Genomic DNA, 19,943 nt, shown 5'->3' with positions numbered 1-19,943 from the left:
CCTTCTTTTATCTGTTAAGTTTTTAGTAAATTTCAAACTAAACTCTGAGTAACAGTTAAAGTTGTCTTAATATTTTAATTTCGAGCTAAAACACCAGGCATGATAACCCAAAATCAAAACGAAAATGATTTGAATAAGAAACTCATTTTTGGTGGAGGAGAACTGGGTGATTGTATCCGAAATTTTGATTGGCAGGCTACCAGCCTGGGTCCTATCTCCGAATGGCCGCTTACCTTACGCACAGCTACTAACCTGATATTGCAATCGCCGGCTCCCCAAATGATTCTTTGGGGCCAGGAAGGCATAGCTATATACAATAGCGCCTATATTTTATTTGCCGGAAACAGACATCCTGCCATGCTGGGCATTAGCATTAAAACCTCCTGGCCAGAAACCGCCCATTTAACCAGCCAAATTATTGAAACCTGCTCCCAGGGAGAGGCGCTATCCTTTAGTCGCTATCCTTTTACTGTTTTACGAAATAATAAACCACAAGAAATTTGGATGGACTTTTACTGCAGTCCTATCCTAAATGAAAGCGGTACTCCGGCTGGTGTATTGTTTACCATTGTGGAAACAACCCACTACATTTTAACAGAAAAAGCGCTTAAAGAAAGTGAAGAACAGTTGAGCCGGGTAATAAATGGAAGTAACGAAGGTATCTGGGATTTAAATATTGAAACCGACGGGGCGTTCTGGAACGACCGCATGTTCCAGATTCTGGGGTATACCCGGGAAGAAGTAGATCAACCAGGCTATAATTTCATAAAAAAAATTGTTCACCCAGAAGACAAAGCCAAAGTAGAAACTGCCTTTACACAAATGTTGCAGCATGGTTCCTTATATGATGTAGAATACCGGGTCCTGCATAAACACGGACATTATATTTATTTACATGCTAAAGGGAAACCTGTTTATAACGAAAACGGAAAAATAGTTGGCGCTGCTGGTATTGCAATAGATATAAACGAACGGAAGAGAACGGATAAAGCTTTGCAGGAAAGCGAAGAGCGTTTCAGCAGCATCTTTAATCAATCCTCGGTAGGTATTGCAGAGGTAGATTTATCCGGAAAATTTGTTTTGGTAAATGACCGCTACTGTCAGATGGTTGGGCGCTCCAGGGAAGACCTTTACCAGATGCGCATGCAGGATATAAGCCACCAGGATGATGTTCCGGGGAATATGTCTAAATTTCAGGCGGCTGTCCAGAAAGGAGTTCCTTTTAGAATAGAGAAACGCTACACCCGGCCCGATGGGACTGAAATATGGGTAAATAACAACGTTTCGCCGGTAAAAAATGCAGCAGGCGAACCTGTTTACGTAGTAGCAATTTGCCTGGATATAACAGAGCGTAAACTAGCTGAGCTGGAGCAGAAACGTTTCCTGGCTTTGTGCGAAAATTCTACTGATTTTATTGGTATTGCCACCCCGGAAGGAAAAGGAGTATACGTAAACCCAGCTGGCCGGAATATGGTTGGTTTAGCCGATTTAGAAGAAGTCCGGCAAACCAATATGATGGATTATTTTACGGAGGAAGACCAGGCTTTTGTAAAAGAAGTCATTCTGCCGGCTCAGTGGCAAACTGGTAATTGGAATGGCGAATTCCGCTTCCGGAATCTTAAAACAGGCCAATCTATTCCTGTATATTATAATCAATTTGTAGTAAAAGATCCGGACTCCGGGGAAATACTGGGGTTAGCAACTGTTAGTCCGGACATATCTAAAAGAAAACAGGCAGAAGAAGCCCTGAAAGAAAGTGAGGCCAGGTTCCGGAGCATGGCCGAAGCCTCCGGCATTCTCATTGCCCAAATTAATGAAAATGGGAAAGCTGTTTATTATAACAAAGAATGGACAAACCTAACCGGTCTGGAAGCAGAATACCTGCTCCAACACGACTGGAGCAGCTTAGTTCATCCCGACGACCGCCCGGGCTTTATAGAAGCGTACAAAAATGCTTTTGATAAAAAAGAGGTATTAAAACATGAGTTCCGGTTATTGAATAAGGCGGCAGAATACCGTTGGCAATTAGCCATTGCTTCTCCCCGCTTTGGCTCTAATGGCACCTTTGCCGGATATATTAGCTCTTGTATAGATATTACAGACCAGAAAGCAGCCCAGGCAGAACTAAAGAAGTTTAAGCTCATGAGCGATTACGCTTTTGATGCCTTTATCTTGATGCGGGAAGATGGCACATTTGCCTACCTGAACGACCTGGCCCTGCAACGGTGGGGATACACCCGCGAAGAATCCTTAAACATTCGGGTACCGGATGTAGACCCGATTTACCAGGAAGATAAATTTAACGAAGTTTTTGCCTTAGCGCAAAAGCAGGGCGCCTTACCTCCTTTCGAAACTTTGCACAAGAGAAAAGATGGCACCATTTATCCCGTGGAAGTAAGCATGGGTGGCATTACCCTGGAAGGGAAACCTCATATGTTTGCCGTAGCCCGGGACATAACCGAAAGAAAGCAATCTGAAGAAATACTTAAAAAAAGAAATACGGAATTATTAAGAATTAATAATGACCTAGATAATTTTATATATACGGCCTCTCATGATTTAAAAGCGCCTATAACCAATATTGAAGGTTTAGTAGAGGTTCTTATAGAGGACTTGCCACCAGCCGTTATAGCGGCACCGGAAACAGGCAGCGTTATAAATTTAATTAAAGGTTCAATAGCCCGATTTAGAAATACCGTTAACGACCTTACAGAACTTACTAAACTCCAAAGAGATGCACAGGACGATGTTAGCCAGGTGCAGCTACCGGATATTTTTGAAGAAATATACCTGGACCTTGCCAATGCTATTCAGCACTCCAAAGCCGAATTTGAAGTAGACTTCAGGCAAGGCGCTTCTTTGCAGTTTTCCCGCAAAAATATGCGGAGTATCCTGTATAATCTGGTATCAAATGCTATAAAGTACCATTCCCCGGACCGGAAACCGCTTATCCGAATAACCTCACAAATTGAGAAAGATTACGTTGTACTTACTGTTGCAGATAATGGTCTGGGCATGAACCTGAAACAGGAAAATAAAATCTTTGGCATGTTTAAACGCCTGCATGATCATGTAGAAGGATCAGGAATAGGGTTGTATATTGTAAAAAAAATAGTGGAAGATAGCCAAGGTAAAATAGAAGTAGAAAGTCAGGTAGGCAGAGGCACCACCTTTAAAGTATTTTTCCCAGCTAAAATCTAAGACATGAGTTCCGTTAATACAAGTAGTACCAATCAGTTCCTTGCCGGTGGGGGTGAAATGGGAAGCCTGATCAGGTCCTACAATTGGTCTGAAACTTCACTTGGCCCTGCTGAAACCTGGCCTCAGAGTCTTAAGACCGCCGTTGGTATGATGCTAAACTGCCCCTATCCTACCTTTGTCTGGTGGGGCAGAGAAATGATTATGTTTCATAATGATGCTTATGTTCCGGTATTAGGAAAAAGGCATCCTGAAGCATTGGGAAAATCAGGTCCGGTGGTATGGGCTGATGTTTGGGAATTTATAGGCCCCCTCATGAATGCGGTGCTGGAAGATGGCCAACCCAGCTACTTTGAAAGACAATTATTAACACCCGAAAGAAAAGGATTTAAAGAAGAAACGTATTTTACCTTTTCCTATAGCCCTATTCCCGACGATACCGGAGGAGTTGGCGGCATATTTTGTGTTTGCTCCGAAGAAACCAGCCAGGTTATTAATCAAAGGCGTTTAACAACCATTCAAAACCTATCGGAAATAAAAGTTTCTGATACGTTAAAAGAGGTTTATGAAAAATGGTCGGAACAATTAAGTCAAAACCCTCAGGACCTGCCTTTTGGTTTGTTCTACCAAATTTCGGATGAAGGAAAATCGGCGACCCTGGCCGGGGCCTTTGGCTTACCTGTTGATGCGCCGGCAGCCCCGCTTCAGATCAACTTAAACTCAACTGAAGAGCAGCTATGGCCTCTCTACAGGGTACAGAAAACCGGCAATAACCCGGTGATTATAGATAACCTGGCGCAACATTTTAACACATTACCTAGACAACCCTGGGACGAAAGTCCCTCCCGGGCTTTTATTATTCCAGTAAAAAAAGCCTCTCAAAATCAATTAATTGGTTATTTTATTGCTGCCATTAGTCCAAGACTTGAGTTTGATGCTGCTTATAAAAGCTTCCTGGAACTGGTAAGCACTCAGTTAGCCAACGCTATTACCAATGTATCTGCCATAGAAGAAGAACGGCAGCGATTAGCAAAAATGGTAGCCTTGGACCAGGCTAAAACCAACTTCTTTAACAACGTTAGCCACGAGTTCCGGACCCCCTTGACTTTGATTCTTGGCCCTCTACAGGATATTATCAAGCACCCAAGCACATCGCTATCAGAAGCCGACCACAAGCAGCTAAAAATTGTTTATCAGAATTCGCTACGTTTATTAAAACTCGTAAACACCCTGCTGGATTTTTCCCGCACAGAAGCAAAACGGGCTCAGGTTTTTTATGAGCCTATGGATATTTGCTCCTTCACTTCTGAAATTGCCAGTGCTTTTGAACCCGCCATGACAAAGGCTGGTCTTACGTATCAGGTTATTTGCGAATCCGGTTCGGAACCGGTGTACGTTGATCCGGAAATATGGGAGAAAATTGTCCTGAATCTATTATCTAATGCCTTTAAGTTTACCCTGGCGGGTCAGATTGTATTAAAACTACAGGAAACTCCCACTCATGTCAGGCTTTCCGTTCAGGATACCGGTGTAGGCATTCCAACAGAAGAATTACCTAATGTATTTAACCGGTTTCATCGCATTCAGAACGGCCTTTCCCGTACCCACGAAGGCACAGGCATTGGTTTGGCGTTAGTAAAGGAATTAGTAGAATTACATGGTGGCACCATAGAAGTAGCCAGCACGCTCGGCGAAGGAACTACTTTTACGGTTAGCATCCCGAAAGAAAAAACACATTTAAATCAGGTTACTATTAAACCGGAAGTAAATGCAGCTCCTCAATCCTTAAATTCAGAAGCTTTTGTAAATGAAGCTAATTTGTGGAACAGCTCTGCAGCTGAAACGGAAGAACCACTGCCAGAAGAGCTGACCAGAAATAATGAAGCCATTGAGCCAGACAAGCATATCCGAATTTTGGTAGCAGACGACAATGCAGATATGCTTCAGTACCTGAAACGGATACTAAGCCCGTATTGGCAGGTAAAAGCAGTAAAAAATGGTCTGGAGGCCCTTGCTGCTGTCCGCCAAGGATTGCCTGACCTGGTTATAACGGATGTTATGATGCCTAACATGAATGGTTTTGAGCTACTCTCAGAAATAAGGAAGGACAGCAATATAAGCCAGGTCCCCGTTATTATGCTTTCTGCCAGAGCCGGCGAGGAAGCTATTTTAGAAGGTTTGGAAAAGGGCGCGAACGATTACCTGCTCAAACCTTTTTCGGCCCCGGAACTGCTGGCTCGCGTAAAAGTACAATTAGAAATAAAACGCACCCGCCAGGACAACGCTATATTAAAAAGAACAGAGGGAGAATTAAAGAAATTTAAGCTCATGAGCGATTACGCTTTTGATGCCTTTATCTTGATGCGGGAAGATGGCTCGTTTGCTTACCTGAATGACCTGGCCCTGCAACGGTGGGGATACACCCGGGAAGAAGCCTTAAACGTTCGGGTACCGGATGTGGACCCGAATCACCAGGAAGATAAGTTTAACGAAGTTTTTGCCCTAGCCCAAAAGCAGGGTGCTTTACCTACGTTTGAAACCCTGCACAAAAGAAAAGATGGCTCCACTTATCCCGTGGAAGTAAGCATGGGCGGTATTACCCTGGATGGTGAACCCCATATGTTTGCCGTAGCCCGGGACATAACCAGAAGAAAACAGTCAGAACAGGCTCTTTCGGAAAGCGAAGATCGCTTCCGGACTTTTGCTAATAATATCCAGAACCTGGCTTGGATGGCTAAGGCGGATGGCTATACTTTTTGGTATAACCAACGCTGGTACGACTATACCGGTACTACCTTTGCAGATATGGAAGGTGCTGGTTGGAGCAAGGTCATTCATCCGGATCATGTAAACCGGGTATCAGCATTTGTGCAACATGCCTTAAGCAAAGGGAAAACATGGGAATTAACTTTCCCGATAAGAGGTACCGATGGGAACTACCGCTGGTTTTTAACGCGTGCCTATGAAGTAAAAGATGCTGATGGGCAGGTAGTACGCTGGATAGGAACCAATACCGACATCCAGGAGCAGAAAAAAGCAGAAGAAGAATTACAGAAAAAGAATAAAGAGCTTCAAAAAATAAACAGCGACTTAGATACTTTTATTTATACGGCCTCTCATGATTTAAAAGCGCCTATCACTAATATTGAAGGTTTAGTAGCTACCTTGGTGGAAGACCTACCCGCTGATTATTGGGAACGGGAGGAAACTCAAATGGTTATTACCATGATCAGGCATTCTATTGGCCGTTTCCGAAACACCATCAGCGATCTTACTGAACTAACTAAATTACAACGGGACGCCCAAGATGATATAAGCCTGGTGCAGCTACCAGACATTTTTGAAGAAGTATGCTTAGATCTTAATACGGCCTTACAAGAATCCGGAGCAACCTTTGAGGTAGATTTTAGTCAGATTTCTGCTTTGCGCTTTTCCCGGAAAAACATGAGAAGCATTTTGTATAACCTGGTTTCAAACGCAGTTAAATACAGGTCGCCGGACCGTAAACCTTTTGTTCGGATAGCAACCAAAGTAGAGCAAAATTTTTGTGTACTTTCGGTAAAAGATAATGGTTTAGGCATTCATCCTTCTCAGGAAAATAAAATTTTTGATATGTTTAAGCGCCTGCACGATCATGTGGAAGGAAGCGGTATTGGCTTATATATTGTAAAAAAAATAGTAGAGGATAGCGGCGGCAGAATAGAACTTGAAAGCCAGCCAGAAGTAGGAAGCACCTTTAAAGTTTATTTCGCCTTGAATTAAACATTTTAAAGTTAATTTAAGTACTACTTTTTATTAAACAAGATTACCTTTTTTTAGTTTTAAGTTTGTAAAATGCGCTTTTTAACCAGAGAAAGCTTTAGATAAAAATATTAAATGAACAAAGTAAATTGTATTTTCTTGGTAGATGATGATATTACCACTACCTACCTGAATGAGCGACTCATCAAAAAGCTGGGCATCGCCAATCAGATTATGGTAGCAAGAAATGGGAAGGAGGGCCTGGAACTGGTTGAGCGTTTTTACAAAGAACAAGGTATTCTTCCTGAATTGATTTTGTTAGATATTAACATGCCTGTAATGGATGGTTTTGAGTTTTTAATAGAATACCGGAAACTAAATATAGAAGATAAAGAGTCTGCTCAAATTGTGATGCTGACTACTTCATCTAATCCATTAGATATTAATAAAGTAAGGAATTTAGGAGTATCCGGCTATTTAAATAAACCACTAAAAGCAGAAGGATTAAATCAGATATTGGGAAATAACTAACTAATTTTAAAGAATGCTGCTGGTATTCTGTTACCTAAATAAGAAAACGGGATGGCAGCTTAACTACCATCCCGAAAAATTTTATAAATAGGCATTAACTAGGTATTTCCCACTTCAATAAACTCCCCACCTAGCCAGGAAAAATTTAATAATACTCTTAATTTAGTTTTGCACTTTAGTAGTAAAATCTATTTCTACATCAGTTTCGCCGGTAGTTATATTATTGTTTTTATTACCCGGTTGGTGCTTTAAAGTTACTTTTAATTTACCTGTACTGGCCGCACCAGTAGTAAACTTTGTTTTCAAACCTAATGGCAGGTTATTTTTGTCTTTATCATCATAGGCTACAGTCAGATTTAAGCCGGCCGCTGGCGTATAAAAGAATTGGTGTTCGTGTGCCTCTTCTTCAATTTCCTTTGTAATATCTTCCGCCAGACTTTTTGATTCATCCATTAAGGTAATAGTTGTATTGTAAACCGCATTTGGCTTTAACACAATTTCGTCGAACTTGGTTGGGGCATTGCCACCTTCCCCGTCCGGGTCGCGGAAAACCGCGGTAACGGTATTGGCGGATCCAACTTCTTGCATGGTTAACGTTACAGTGGTAATTAGCTCTTCTTCATTTTCTGGTTCCTCCACGTCTTTCTTACAACTGCCTAGAGCTCCAGCTACTAAAAACAACAATAAAGAAGATTTTAAAAAAGTCTTTTTAACTAATTGAATTGGATTAGAAATCATAATTTTAAAATTTAAGGTTTATAAAATTAATTATTAGTATTGCTAAAATTTAAAGGTATGCGCAGCCGAACTACTACATTTCTCCCCATTTCATCCGCAAAATACCGGAACCGGTTCAGGTAATCGCGGTATGTGGTGTTTAACAAGTTGTTGCCCGCCAAGCTGATTTCAATGGGTTGTTTACCTGCCATAAAAGTTTTTCCTAAGCTGGCTTGCAGCAAAAAGTAACCAGCAGGCGGAGCAATATAATCGCCGTTAACTGGCACAAAAGTTACTGCAGGCTCCTCTCTTGGTTCTCCATTAAGCACCGGGCTAGCCGGAACTCGATTCTGTCGCCGAACCAACATGCCACCTACCTGGAAAAATGCATTTTTTGCCTGAGCAGCCTCGTAGCGGAGGTGCGCATCAAATCGGTCGGCGGGAGTTAAGATTAAATAATCATTAGCGGTTACATTAAACGCTCGCACTAAGGACGCTTTCGCCTTTACAGACAAAAGCTCCGTTAAATGGTAGGATAAGCTTACATCCATGCCTTTGAAAGTAGCATTGGTCTGAGTGTACCGAAAAGTTGGGAAAGCCCCCCGAATGGTAAGAGTGGCCGGAAAAACAGGCGCCAGAAAAATATAATTCTGGATGTAGTTGTGATAAAAACTTAACTCTCCGTTCAGCTTCTTTTCGCTGCGGTAAGTAGCCGTGGCCACCACATTATACGCATTCTCGGCTTTTAAACTTTGGTCTCCAATTTCGATAGAAGCGGTGCCATGGTGCAGGCCATTGCTGAAAAGTTCATTAACATTAGGCGACCGAAAAGCCGTGCCAGCATTTAGGCTGAAGGATACGTGGTGGTTTAATTCGTATATACCGCCTAAGGTACCCGAAAAATTATGGTAAGTAAACTGCGGCTCGGTGCGTACCCGGTTCTCGTAAAACACTACATCCAGAAAACGGTAATCATAACGGGCGCCCGCTTCCAGTTGCCATTTAGCTTTTCGCCACCGTTCCAACCAAAATACACCCCCGGTATAATTCAAATAGTTTGGAATAAAAAACCGACCACTGTATCGGTTACGTTGGAGCATGCCGGTAACACCAACGGTACCAGTTAAATTTTTAAAAGGCCGATGATCCCAAACTACTTCGTTGTAAAAAGTGCTTAAGGTTAAATCAATTTCCGGCTTGTTCAGGGCCGCACGTTCCTCATTGCGGGGCAAGTGCTTGTCGTATTCAGCCCGGTTATTACTCTGGAAGGAAGACATCCAGGTAATTTTACCTGCCTCACCAGTTCGGAAAAATCCTGAAAGCTTAAGTAAATCGTGGTTTACCTGCTGGTAAGGCCGGTTGATTTTATAGCTGAACCCGGAAGACTCCAGGGGAACCGGACTTTGAATGGCGCGTAGCAAATCGGTTAAATTACCAATGTGCGCCGCTGACAAAATTCCTAAGTTGCTGTTATATTGACTATAATAAACTTCTAATCCGTATCTTTCTTTCTGAAAACCAAGGGAAGCAGAAAAATTTTGCTCAGTAAAACCAGTATTTTTCAGGTAATAATCCGGCGTTTGGGCATTACCTCCTTTTTTTAAAGAGCCTTGTATCCGAAAACTCAGGGCCGGCAATCGGGCAAAATTATGATTCACCGTAGCATTGATATTCCCCATCCGGTTATTGCTCATTCCCACCAGGTTAATGGCCGCATCCGTACCAACAGAATCGCGCAGTGGGGCCGGTTGTACCAAAACCACACCACCAATTGCATCGGAGCCATACCGCACTCCGGCTGCTCCTTTTACTACCGTTAAGGTAGAGGCCACATTGGCATCTATTTCCGGGGCATGTTCGGTTCCCCATTGTTGCCCTTCCTGCCGTACCCCATTATTAAGCAACAGCACCCGGTTACTGTGTAAGCCGTGTATTATCGGTTTAGATATGCTGGGTCCGGTATTTAAAGTAGTAACGCCGGAAATTTGTTCTAACGCTTTGCCCAACGATTCACCGCGGATTTGCTCTAAGGCCTGCCCTGCCAGTACTCCGGTAGCTTGCGTAGCCGGAGGAGGTATCCGATGGCCGGAAATTTGTATCGTTCCTAACTCTGTAGCGGCCGGGTGTAATTTAAAGTTACGGATGACAGAACCAGAAATACGTACTTCCTGTCGTACCGACTCAAAACCTACATAAGTTGTTCTTATATGGTAAGTTCCCGGACATAATTCATGAAAATGGTAATTACCATCTAAATCAGTTTGTACTGCCTGGTTTAATTCTTCCAGTACAATATTAGCGGCCGGCAGAGGAGTTTCCTTGTGCTGGTCGGTTACTTTACCGGCAAGGGTAAGCCCACACTTTTTACTTTGCTGCAAATGCTCCTGCGCAAAGGCAGGGAAGCAACATAGCAATAGCAGTCCTATCAAAAATTGCTTACTCACAATAACGAAATTGAAGAAATAGCCCAAAACTTTTAATTAAGCATTTAGGGCAAATTTAATTTAGAATAATACGAATTGTCCAGAAAACCCGTGTTGCTTTACTGTTACAAGTAACAGCAACCTCAGAAAGGAAATCTACACTTATTCAGGACAAGAATTAAAAATGGTTAGGCAACAGGAGGCCCTCGTAATTCGGTATTATTGGGGAAGGTAAATTTCCATACAAATCCATGACTTACTGAATAAGTATCTGGAAATGTTAGTAAAGGAGAAATTATTGCTGCTAAAGAGGCAGGCGAAAAAGGTGAATTAAATAAATTATCGGTATGGCAGTGAGCGTGTTTTTTATCTAACCTAAAGCCCGTATCTGTTTTTTTCTGCACCTCTTTGGTATGTTCGTGGGCATGGAGTGCCAGCACTGTAGTTTCCGGCACTAATACCCGGACAAACACCAGCAACAGAACAAAGGCGATATAGTTTTTTAACCGATACATGTAGAACGCCAACCTCACAAAGATAAATTGCTTTTATGTAATATTAATATAATAATGATATTTATTAATTTTCTCTTTCTAATACATCCATTTCTGCTAAAATTATTTCTATTATAGAAGCCTTACGTAAAATAAGAGGTTAAAAGTTTAAGATTAATTATGTTAGGCAATTAAACCACAAGCAAGGAACGCGATTAACACCCGTGAATTATAACGGCTTGTAGATAAAGTCCCTATACCGGTGGCCTGCTAAGTTCTTAAATAAAGGAAAAGATTTATAGCCGAAGTACCTACTGTATTATTTTATTACACATTCATAAAAATGGGGCGTTCATACAGACCCTTTCAATCTTTGGTTGATATAGTCAGTTGGCTAAGAATCAGAAACTTTAATTTTAAGGATTCATTAACTGACCAATAAATAATATGGCATTAGTAGATTTTTCTCTGATCAGAAATATAAATGGCTTATTTACCAGAATACTTGGCGGCAAGGAAGTTAAAACAATCCCTACAGAAGTAGCAGCAGCGGCTTCAGTTCCTTCTTCATTTACATCTACAAAGGTTTTGTGCTTAACTTCGCTGATTGCTAAGCCACCCGCCTTGCCTTCAATCATGCGGCTAAAATCAGCAGAAATAGAAAATGCATTTCCCATACCTAATTGAGTTAATGCTTCTTTCAGCTCTTTCTTATATTCCAGCTTAAATTTGGGCATTTTCAGTTCTAACCTGGTCGTATCAGCACTTTTAACCCAGGAAGCTAATTGGGTGCTATTTAAGTTAGCCGCCATACTACTTACCGTATTCTGGCCTTTTGGCACCAGAATAGTCATACTAAACTGGCGGTTTCCATAAGGCAAATCTATTAATTGTTTAGTGGCATCCTGATAATAGAGATATTTCCCATCTTTAAGCGTCATGAAATCCACAGAAGAGGTACTGTTATCTTCTTTGGTGAAAGGCAATTTTTGCGTTAATTTTTTATCAAAAGTATACGTCCAGGCCCCTTTAAAATATATGGCATTGATCAGGAAGAGCACATGGCCTGAATGGATATCTTCTACGATGCTTTCTATTTTACCCTGCGTTTTTTCTTTTACCCAATTGTTAATAGTAGTTTTAGTACCCGGAGCGGCAAAATCCAGACCTTGTATAGTGGCCCCAAAATAAGTTTTGTTTTTCTGCACAAAGGGCGCCTGTAATTGATAAGTTTTGGTGTGCCAGATAGAATTAGCAGACGTGAAAGTTACTTTTTTGTCTATACCGTTTAGTAATTCATTCAAGCTCTTAAATGACTGGTTTATTTCCTCTTCGGTTTGAGGAGCAAAACCTAACGCCTCCTGCATAGCTGCTTTGGTAGCACCATCTGCCCCATTATAGGCCATGGTGAGGGCAGAAGATATACTAAACGGTGAAATAAAAATATTCTGGCGTTCTTCTTTCTGCCTGATGGCTGAGAAAACTTTAAAAGCAAAATCGTTAGAGCTTTCTACAGTTTTTGCTTCCTGATTGGTAAGAGGTCGCAAATCAGGCGTATTATTTTGTTCTGGGGTAGCTAAATCGTTTTGGCAAGAAGCAAACGAAAATAACATGCCGGTTAATCCTAAAAAGATTAGTTGATTTATATATCGTTTCATAGGTTTTGATTTTATTATAGCCTTCTGCAGATCCAGCCTTTACTTATTTGACCCATCACACAAATAATTGGTTGCAAGGTTCTGAAAAATTTAAGGAGTGAATACTTCCGTAACCTTAAGAACGACTCGGCCAAAGGAAGCAGTACATAAATCAGCTCATAAAGAAACCACTATAAGTATTATTTAGCTCATTATGAGACCATACACAACCACCTTACATGAATACTTTTTCTTTTCTTTTATTACCCTTATATTTAAAAAATATAAATCAATAAGCTTTTCCTTTTAGACTACTCTATAGAAAAGCAAAAAACCACCACAACCGCATGAAACGATTTATTCTTCCGGCAGCCATTTTAGGATTTACCGGAGCTTTATTAAGTTTAGCTTTACCCGATAACCCTACTGCTTCAGGACGTGATTGGAGTGAATACCTGGGCGGTCCTGACCGGAACCATTATTCTACTTTAAAGCAGATTACAGCTTCTAACGTAGCGCAATTAAAAGTTGCCTGGCAATACCATACCCTGGACTCAGGCCAAATTCAATGCAACCCAATAATAGTAGATGGCGTGCTTTATGGCATGACGGCTACTACCCAGCCTTTTGCAGTAGATGCCGCCACTGGTAAAGAACGCTGGCGTTTAAAACCAGATGCCGAATCTAATAACTTAAGTAATAGTCGGGGTTTGGTGTATTGGGAAGCCGGCAATGATAAACGTATTTTATATACCAATGGCCCCTGGCTACATGCCGTGGATGCGCGTACCGGAAAAGCTATCAGTGCTTTTGGCGAAAACGGTCGCACCAGCCTGAAAGCAGGTTTAGGCGAAACCGCTAAAGACAAATTTGTAATTTCGAATACTCCGGGAACGGTTTACGGCGACCTGATTATTATGCCGCTCCGGGTTTCAGAAGGTGCGGATGCTTCTTTGGGCAATATTCAGGCTTTTAATATTCGTACCGGAAAATTAGCCTGGGTATTTCATACCATTCCCCGCCCGGGAGAATATGGCTACGACACCTGGCCTAAAGACACTTATAAAAATACCGAAGTAGGTGCTGCCAACAACTGGTCAGGCATGTCCGTAGATCGGCAACGGGGCATTTTGTACGTGCCAACCGGCTCTGCTGCTTTTGATTTTTACGGGGGCAACCGAAAGGGCCAGAATTTATTTGCGAACTGCTTACTGGCCCTGGATGCTAAAACCGGTAAACGGATATGGCATTACCAGATGGTGCACCACGATATCTTGGACCGGGACCCACCTTCCCCACCAAACTTAGTTACGCTAAAAATAGATGGCAAGAAAGTAGATGCGGTAGCGCAGGTAACTAAACAAGGTTATGTTTTTGTTTTTGATCGGGTAAATGGAAAGCCGTTGTTCCCGATTGAAGAAAAAGCCATGCCCGCCACCGACATACCGGAAGAAGAAGCCTGGCCTACCCAACCTGTTCCAACCAAACCGGCCCCTTACGCCCGGCAAACACTTACGGAAAAAGACTTAAACCCATACGCAGAGAATCTGGATGAGCTGAAAAAAACATTAAAAGCCTCCCGATCGGAAGGACCTTTCACGCCTTTAAGCAAACAAGGTACTATTGTTTTTCCTGGCTTGGATGGTGGTGCCGAGTGGGGAGGCGTAGCCGTGGATCCGGATGGCATTATGTATTTAAATAGCAATGAAATGGCTTGGCTAATAGCCTTGAAATCTACTTCAACAGATGCCAAATTAACGAGTTTAAGTTCTGGTGAACGCTTATATACGAACAACTGCTCTTCCTGTCACGGCTCAGAACGCAAGGGCAATCCGGCGAGTGGCTTTCCTTCTTTGGTAGATATTGAAAATCATCGGTCTATGGATTATGTGAACAATATTGTCTCGCGCGGCAAAGGCATGATGCCAGCCTTTACTAAATTTTCAGCGGAAGAGAAAAAAGCGTTAGTAGCCTTTTTATTTGGTACCGAAAGAATTGAACCCGGCATAACGAACTTAAAGGAACCAGGATTAGATAATAAGAAAGGAACCCCGAATGTACCATATCGCATTTCTGGCTATACTAAGTTCCTGGATAAAAATGGAAATCCGGCCGTTGCCCCACCCTGGGGTACTTTAAATGCCATTAATTTAAATACCGGCGAGTACCTCTGGAAAATACCTTACGGCGAAAATCAGGAACTGGCCGCTAAAGGAATCCGGAATACTGGGGCCGAAAGCTATGGCGGCCCGGTAGTAACAGCCAGTGGTTTGTTATTTATTGCCGGTACCAAAGATGGTAAATTCCGGGCTTACGACAAGAAAAATGGTAAGCTTCTTTGGGAAACCACTTTACCTGCGGCAGCATTTGCAACCCCAAGTACCTATGAGGTAAATGGCAAGCAATATTTAGTAGTAGCTTGTGGCGGAACCAAATTAGGCGCCCGTAAAGGCGATAGTTACGTTGCTTTTGCCTTACCCGATAAAAAATAACTCTTTAATTAACCGGGAAGGATACCTTAAGCTGATGTTGGAACAATATTCCCGTCGTCAATTTATCCAGAAATCTTCTGTCGCGGCAGCAGGTCTTTTATTTACAAAAAGTCTTGCTACCGCGGCTTCTTTTGGGAGGCGTGTTCCGGTAAGCGGGCATGTGTGGGTATACGCGAGCAAATACCCGCCCGAATGGGATTGCACTCCCATTTTAGATCAGGTTTTCAGCGATTTCAAATATGCCGGATTAGATGGGGTAGAATTAATGGAATCTATCCTGCGTCACGAGGATGCTGTATCTAGAATCGAGCATTTGATAACTAAATACGGGGTGCCGGTTACCGGCACTTCGTATAATGCCGCCATGTGGGATCGTGCTAAGCACCACCAAATTTTGGAGGATGCCGAAAAAGTGATAGAACGGCTACACCAATTGGGCGGATCTACTTTTGGCATTTCGGTAGGTGACGCCAAAAGACTTAAAACCGAAGCAGAATTGGATGCGCAGGCGGAGTTATTGCTGAAGATTTTACAAATTTGTAAGAAGAACAAAGTAGAGGCAAACCTGCATAATCATACGTACGAGGTAAAGAACAACCTGCACGACCTTAAAGGAACTTTGGCCAGAATCCCGGATATGAAACTAGGGCCCGATATTAACTGGCTGATTCGGGGAGGAGTTGATCCGGTGTGGTTTATTCAATCGTACGGAAAACAAATGGTATACATCCATCTCCGCGATCAGGACGCCAACGGCACCTGGACCGAAGCCGTTGGCGAAGGAAGCACAGATTTCCTGGCCATAGCCCAAGCCTTGAAAAAAGTCAGCTTTAAAGGCCAAGCTGCCATTGAACTGGCTTTCGATACGCCCCCGGTTAATTCCGTGAAAGACGACTGGAAGAAAAGCTGTGATTATGTAAGAACTATTTTTGATTGGTAAACACGGTAGCTAAACTACCACCGCTAGAACACCTTTTTCACTACTCTGTCATCCCCATCAATTTTAAACGAATATTCTAATTCTAACAATCTGGCCACAAACGGATAAACATGCACGTTTTCAAACGGCTTTAACTTTATCCTTTTCTCTATAGCTGGTCCCCAGGCAAAAAATATTGCCCGTAAATCTTTCAGTTTAGGATCAAAGCCGTGCGTACCAGGATTTGCCTTACCGGAACCCACCCGGAAAATTTTCGGGTATTGCGCTAATAATATTATATCCCCAATCCGTTGCAGGGAATCATCTTTTGCCCGGTAATGAAAACGAGCAGGCGTGTTAGTTTTTATATAGGCTTTGTATCCGTTCTGATCCTGTTTCAGCTTTTTATAGGTCTTACTAATTTCCTCCTGATTTTTTGTTTTCGAATAAAGCTCAACCATCACATCATTTATGGCCACTACAAATTGAGCAGTATCAACATAACCAGGTAATAGCATTGTATTTTTATTATCAACCTCCACCATGCCATGATCCGATACCAGTACATAATTAACAGGCAAGCCAGTAGTAGCAACTGCTTCCGTTAACTGCTTAACAGCAGCATCAATGAATCTGACCGCGGCTCCTGTTTCTGGAGCATTTGGGCCATGCGCGTGGCCTGCTTTATCAACTTCAGGCAGATAAAATGAAATCAGGTGCGGACGCTTTTCTGCCGGCAGATTTAGCCAATCTACAATAATCTGAATTCGTTGCTCAATTGGTATTTTCTCGGTATAATTGTAATAATAAGAAGGCCTTACATCTTTAATATTGGCTTCAGAGCCGGGCCAGAATAAACACGCTGATAATACTTGTTGCTGCTCAGCTAATACCCAAAGTGGCGTTCCTCCATACCAGGTTCCGTTGCGCACTACTTTTGGTTTGGCTACTGCATAAAAGCTTTTCTGACTAGGGTTATAGAAATAATTATTAATAATGCCATGATGAGCTGGGTATAACCCGGTAGTTAAAGTATAATGATTCGGAAAGGTTTTAGAAGGGAAAGAAGGAATCAGGTATTTTGCCTGTACACTTTGGCTTTGTAATTTCCGTATGGTTTCAGCTTTATATTTTTCAGCATAATCAGCCCGGAAGCCATCTACCGAAATTAAAATTACATAAGGTTTTTTATAAGCTTCGGGTCCATTCCGCCGATCTGCTAATACATTTTGCTGATTGGGGATTTGGGCTACATTAATATTACATAAAACCAAGCAAACAAAAATAAGGATCTGTTGTTTTATACAGGTGACGTTACCTAACATGAAATATAATTCTCTTTTAAATTTAAGTAAATCATTACGCCCTGGCCTCTAACTTACTTATATTTTAATCTGTTTCATCCGCTAAAATAGTTTTACCTGGTAACGGTAAAACAAATAACCGGTTGAATACTTTAAAATTTCAACTACTTACTATAAATATTATTTACAGATTATTATTTTTATATTTACACATTTTCTCAATTAACTACCATTCCATATATATTTATTAATTAATGAAAGATTTTCGTGGAAATCATTCTATCAAGATTAGCGATAATCTAACTGATTTTAAAGAAACATTAAAAAGAAGCCAGCAAATTATTATAATTGCCTTAACCCTTGTGGCAATTAATGGCATTGTTAAAATTCTGGCAGGGCTCTATATTTCGGCTATTCTACTTACTATTCTATTTGTAATTTTTAGCCTTCTGCTAATCTTCAATTTAAAAGGGTTTGTCAGAGTTACTAAGGCAGGTATAATTTTAAGTTTATGTGTTTTCTTAATTCTAATAGCTTTTTCTGAAGGACTAAAAGCTGGCGCCCATTTATATTTTCTTCCTTTAATGATTGCCACACCAACCTTGGTCGAGGATAAAAGGCTTTATAGTAAAGAGGTTATTTATTACTTTATCTTAATTATAATTTGCTTTTGTGTATGCATTTTCTTTTGCGATGAAATAAGCCAAATGCAAAAAGCGGATGCACATATCTATCAGCTATTAGCTTACATAAATAATACCTGTGTGGCTATTGCCTGTGGCAGCTTTGCGTTATTAAACATCTTGAACGAAAGAAGGTACTCGAAAGCCTTGATTGCTGAAAAAAATAATGCTGAACAGGCACGGGCCGAAGCAGAAAAAGCCAATCAGGCGAAGAGCTTGTTTTTAGCTACCATGAGCCACGAAATTAGAACCCCACTGAACGGGGTTATCGGCATGACCTCTCTTTTAGCTGAAACAGAACTTGATCCGGAACAGCACAATTATACGGAGGTAATTCGTAATTCCGGCAAAAGCCTTTTAGCTATCATTAACGATATTTTAGATTTTTCTAAAATAGAATCTGGCAATATGAAGCTTGATTATGAAGCTTTTGACCTGCGCCAGACCATTGAAGAAGTCCTGGATTTATTTGCCAATAAAGCCGCCTTGCAAAACCTGGACCTGATGTACCAATTAGCTCACAACGTGCCTCAACAAATTTACGGGGATAGCATCCGGCTAAAACAGGTACTTATTAACCTATTGGGCAATGCTATTAAGTTTACTACCAGCGGCGAAATTTTTATTGGCGTGCGACAACTGCAGCAATTAGCCAATGAGCAACTGGAGTTAGAATTTGAAGTACGTGATACAGGCATTGGCATTCCGGCAGATAAACTTGATCGGCTGTTTAAAGCCTATTCTCAGGTAGACTCTTCTACTACCCGTAAGTATGGCGGCACTGGTTTAGGGCTTGCTATCTCCAAAAGGTTAGTTACGCTAATGAATGGAGAAATTACTGCTGAAAGTGTAGCCGGCCAGGGTACAGTTTTTCGCTTTACCATTCGCACCCAGGCCAGCACCCAGGCATTTCAGACTTATGTGCATGTAAACACAGAAGACCTGCACGGCAAAAAAATATTGGTGGTAGATGATAATGCTACGAACAGAAAAATTCTGGAAAGCCAGCTCCTGCAATGGAAATTTACTCCTACTCTAGCCTCCTCCGCTAAAGAAGCTTTAAAGTTGATTAAATTAAAAGATTTTGATCTGGTAATTACAGATATGAGCATGCCCGAAATGGATGGCGTAGACCTGGCAGAGTTTATTCTGAAATATAATGATCAAATGCCATTAATCTTGCTCAGCTCTATTGGAGATGAAACCCAAACTGACTACAAGCATTTATTCTATAGCATTCTTACAAAACCTGTAAAACAACAGCAATTGTATAAGCAGGTAATTAACTGTCTGAAACGGCTGCAAAAAACGGAAAAGCAAAAATACGAAGAAAAATTATTGTCTCCTGCTTTTGCGCAACAGTACCCGCTTAGAATATTAATAGCCGAAGATTATCCTTTTAACCAACTCTTTGCTCAAAAAGTACTTTCAAAATTAGGCTACGAATCGGACTTAGCTGAAAACGGGTTAGAAACATTGGGGGCGCTGGAAAGAAAGGAATATGATGTTATTTTAATGGATGTGCAAATGCCAGAAATGGACGGATTGGAAGCTACCAGAATAATTCGTACCCGCACCGGTAAACAGCCTTATATAATTGCAACCACTGCTAACGCCATGAAAGAAGACGAGCAGGCATGTCTGCAAACAGGAATGGACGCTTATATTACTAAGCCAATTGATCTTGAGAAGCTAAAAACAGCTTTAAAAATGGCCCCTGCCCCTATATAAAAGTGGTTCAGGAAAGAAGCATTTTGCTAAACCTGTACTTAAGAAAAAAAGCATTGCGAAATAAGGCTTATTT

The 19,943-nt window shown here is 41.5% G+C and carries 11 protein-coding genes; 6 read left to right on the top strand and 5 right to left on the bottom strand.

From position 1 onward, the window contains the following. Positions 1-99: 99 nt before the first annotated feature. The 3 genes from ADHAQ_RS27300 (at position 100) to ADHAQ_RS0114520 (ending at position 7,470) form a co-directional block, all read left to right on the top strand. Positions 100-3,201, top strand: a complete 3,102-nt coding sequence (locus tag ADHAQ_RS27300) for a PAS domain S-box protein (protein WP_051359943.1) — start codon at positions 100-102, stop codon at positions 3,199-3,201. Positions 3,202-3,204: 3 nt separating this feature from the next. Continuing rightward, positions 3,205-6,960: an ATP-binding protein gene (locus ADHAQ_RS25815; RefSeq protein ID WP_026463553.1), complete on the top strand. Its 3,756-nt coding sequence runs from the start codon at positions 3,205-3,207 to the stop codon at positions 6,958-6,960. Between the two features lie 114 nt (positions 6,961-7,074). Next, positions 7,075-7,470 carry a response regulator gene (locus ADHAQ_RS0114520; RefSeq protein ID WP_026463552.1) on the top strand — a complete coding sequence of 132 codons (396 nt, stop codon included), beginning with the start codon at positions 7,075-7,077 and terminating at the stop codon, positions 7,468-7,470. Between the two features lie 162 nt (positions 7,471-7,632). Here ADHAQ_RS0114520 and ADHAQ_RS0114515 read toward each other — a convergent pair whose 3' ends face one another. From ADHAQ_RS0114515 to ADHAQ_RS0114500, 4 genes are all read right to left on the bottom strand, one after another. Beyond that, positions 7,633-8,208, bottom strand: coding sequence for a hypothetical protein (locus ADHAQ_RS0114515; RefSeq protein ID WP_051359942.1), 576 nt, complete (start codon positions 8,206-8,208; stop codon positions 7,633-7,635). A gap of 26 nt (positions 8,209-8,234) precedes the next feature. Further along, positions 8,235-10,631 carry a TonB-dependent receptor gene (locus tag ADHAQ_RS0114510; RefSeq protein WP_071781119.1) on the bottom strand — a complete coding sequence of 799 codons (2,397 nt, stop codon included), beginning with the start codon at positions 10,629-10,631 and terminating at the stop codon, positions 8,235-8,237. Positions 10,632-10,798: 167 nt separating this feature from the next. Further along, entirely contained in the window at positions 10,799-11,125 is a 327-nt protein-coding gene (locus ADHAQ_RS27295) for a hypothetical protein (RefSeq protein WP_051359940.1), read from the bottom strand. Between the two features lie 395 nt (positions 11,126-11,520). Next, positions 11,521-12,762, bottom strand: coding sequence for a serpin family protein (locus tag ADHAQ_RS0114500; RefSeq protein WP_026463549.1), 1,242 nt, complete (start codon positions 12,760-12,762; stop codon positions 11,521-11,523). A gap of 326 nt (positions 12,763-13,088) precedes the next feature. On the opposite strand from ADHAQ_RS0114500, the gene ADHAQ_RS0114495 reads away from it, so the two are divergent. Together ADHAQ_RS0114495 and ADHAQ_RS0114490 are read left to right on the top strand one after the other, a co-directional pair. Next, positions 13,089-15,233, top strand: coding sequence for an outer membrane protein assembly factor BamB family protein (locus ADHAQ_RS0114495; protein WP_026463548.1), 2,145 nt, complete (start codon positions 13,089-13,091; stop codon positions 15,231-15,233). Positions 15,234-15,267: 34 nt separating this feature from the next. After that, entirely contained in the window at positions 15,268-16,173 is a 906-nt protein-coding gene (locus ADHAQ_RS0114490; RefSeq protein WP_026463547.1) for a sugar phosphate isomerase/epimerase family protein, read from the top strand. 23 nt (positions 16,174-16,196) lie between these two features. Here ADHAQ_RS0114490 and ADHAQ_RS0114485 read toward each other — a convergent pair whose 3' ends face one another. After that, positions 16,197-17,477, bottom strand: coding sequence for an alkaline phosphatase family protein (locus ADHAQ_RS0114485; RefSeq protein WP_245590617.1), 1,281 nt, complete (start codon positions 17,475-17,477; stop codon positions 16,197-16,199). Positions 17,478-17,710: 233 nt separating this feature from the next. Here ADHAQ_RS0114485 and ADHAQ_RS25805 point away from each other — a divergent pair, with 233 nt between their 5' ends. Next, a complete protein-coding gene (locus ADHAQ_RS25805; protein WP_051359939.1) occupies positions 17,711-19,870 on the top strand; it encodes a response regulator in 2,160 nt (719 codons plus the stop codon). The last annotated feature ends 73 nt before the right edge of the window (positions 19,871-19,943 follow it).

This window comes from Adhaeribacter aquaticus DSM 16391, from assembly GCF_000473365.1.
GTDB classification, from domain to species: Bacteria; Bacteroidota; Bacteroidia; order Cytophagales; family Hymenobacteraceae; genus Adhaeribacter; species Adhaeribacter aquaticus.
Note: the sequence above shows the minus strand (reverse complement) of the source record. Positions and strands in the feature narration are given on the sequence as shown.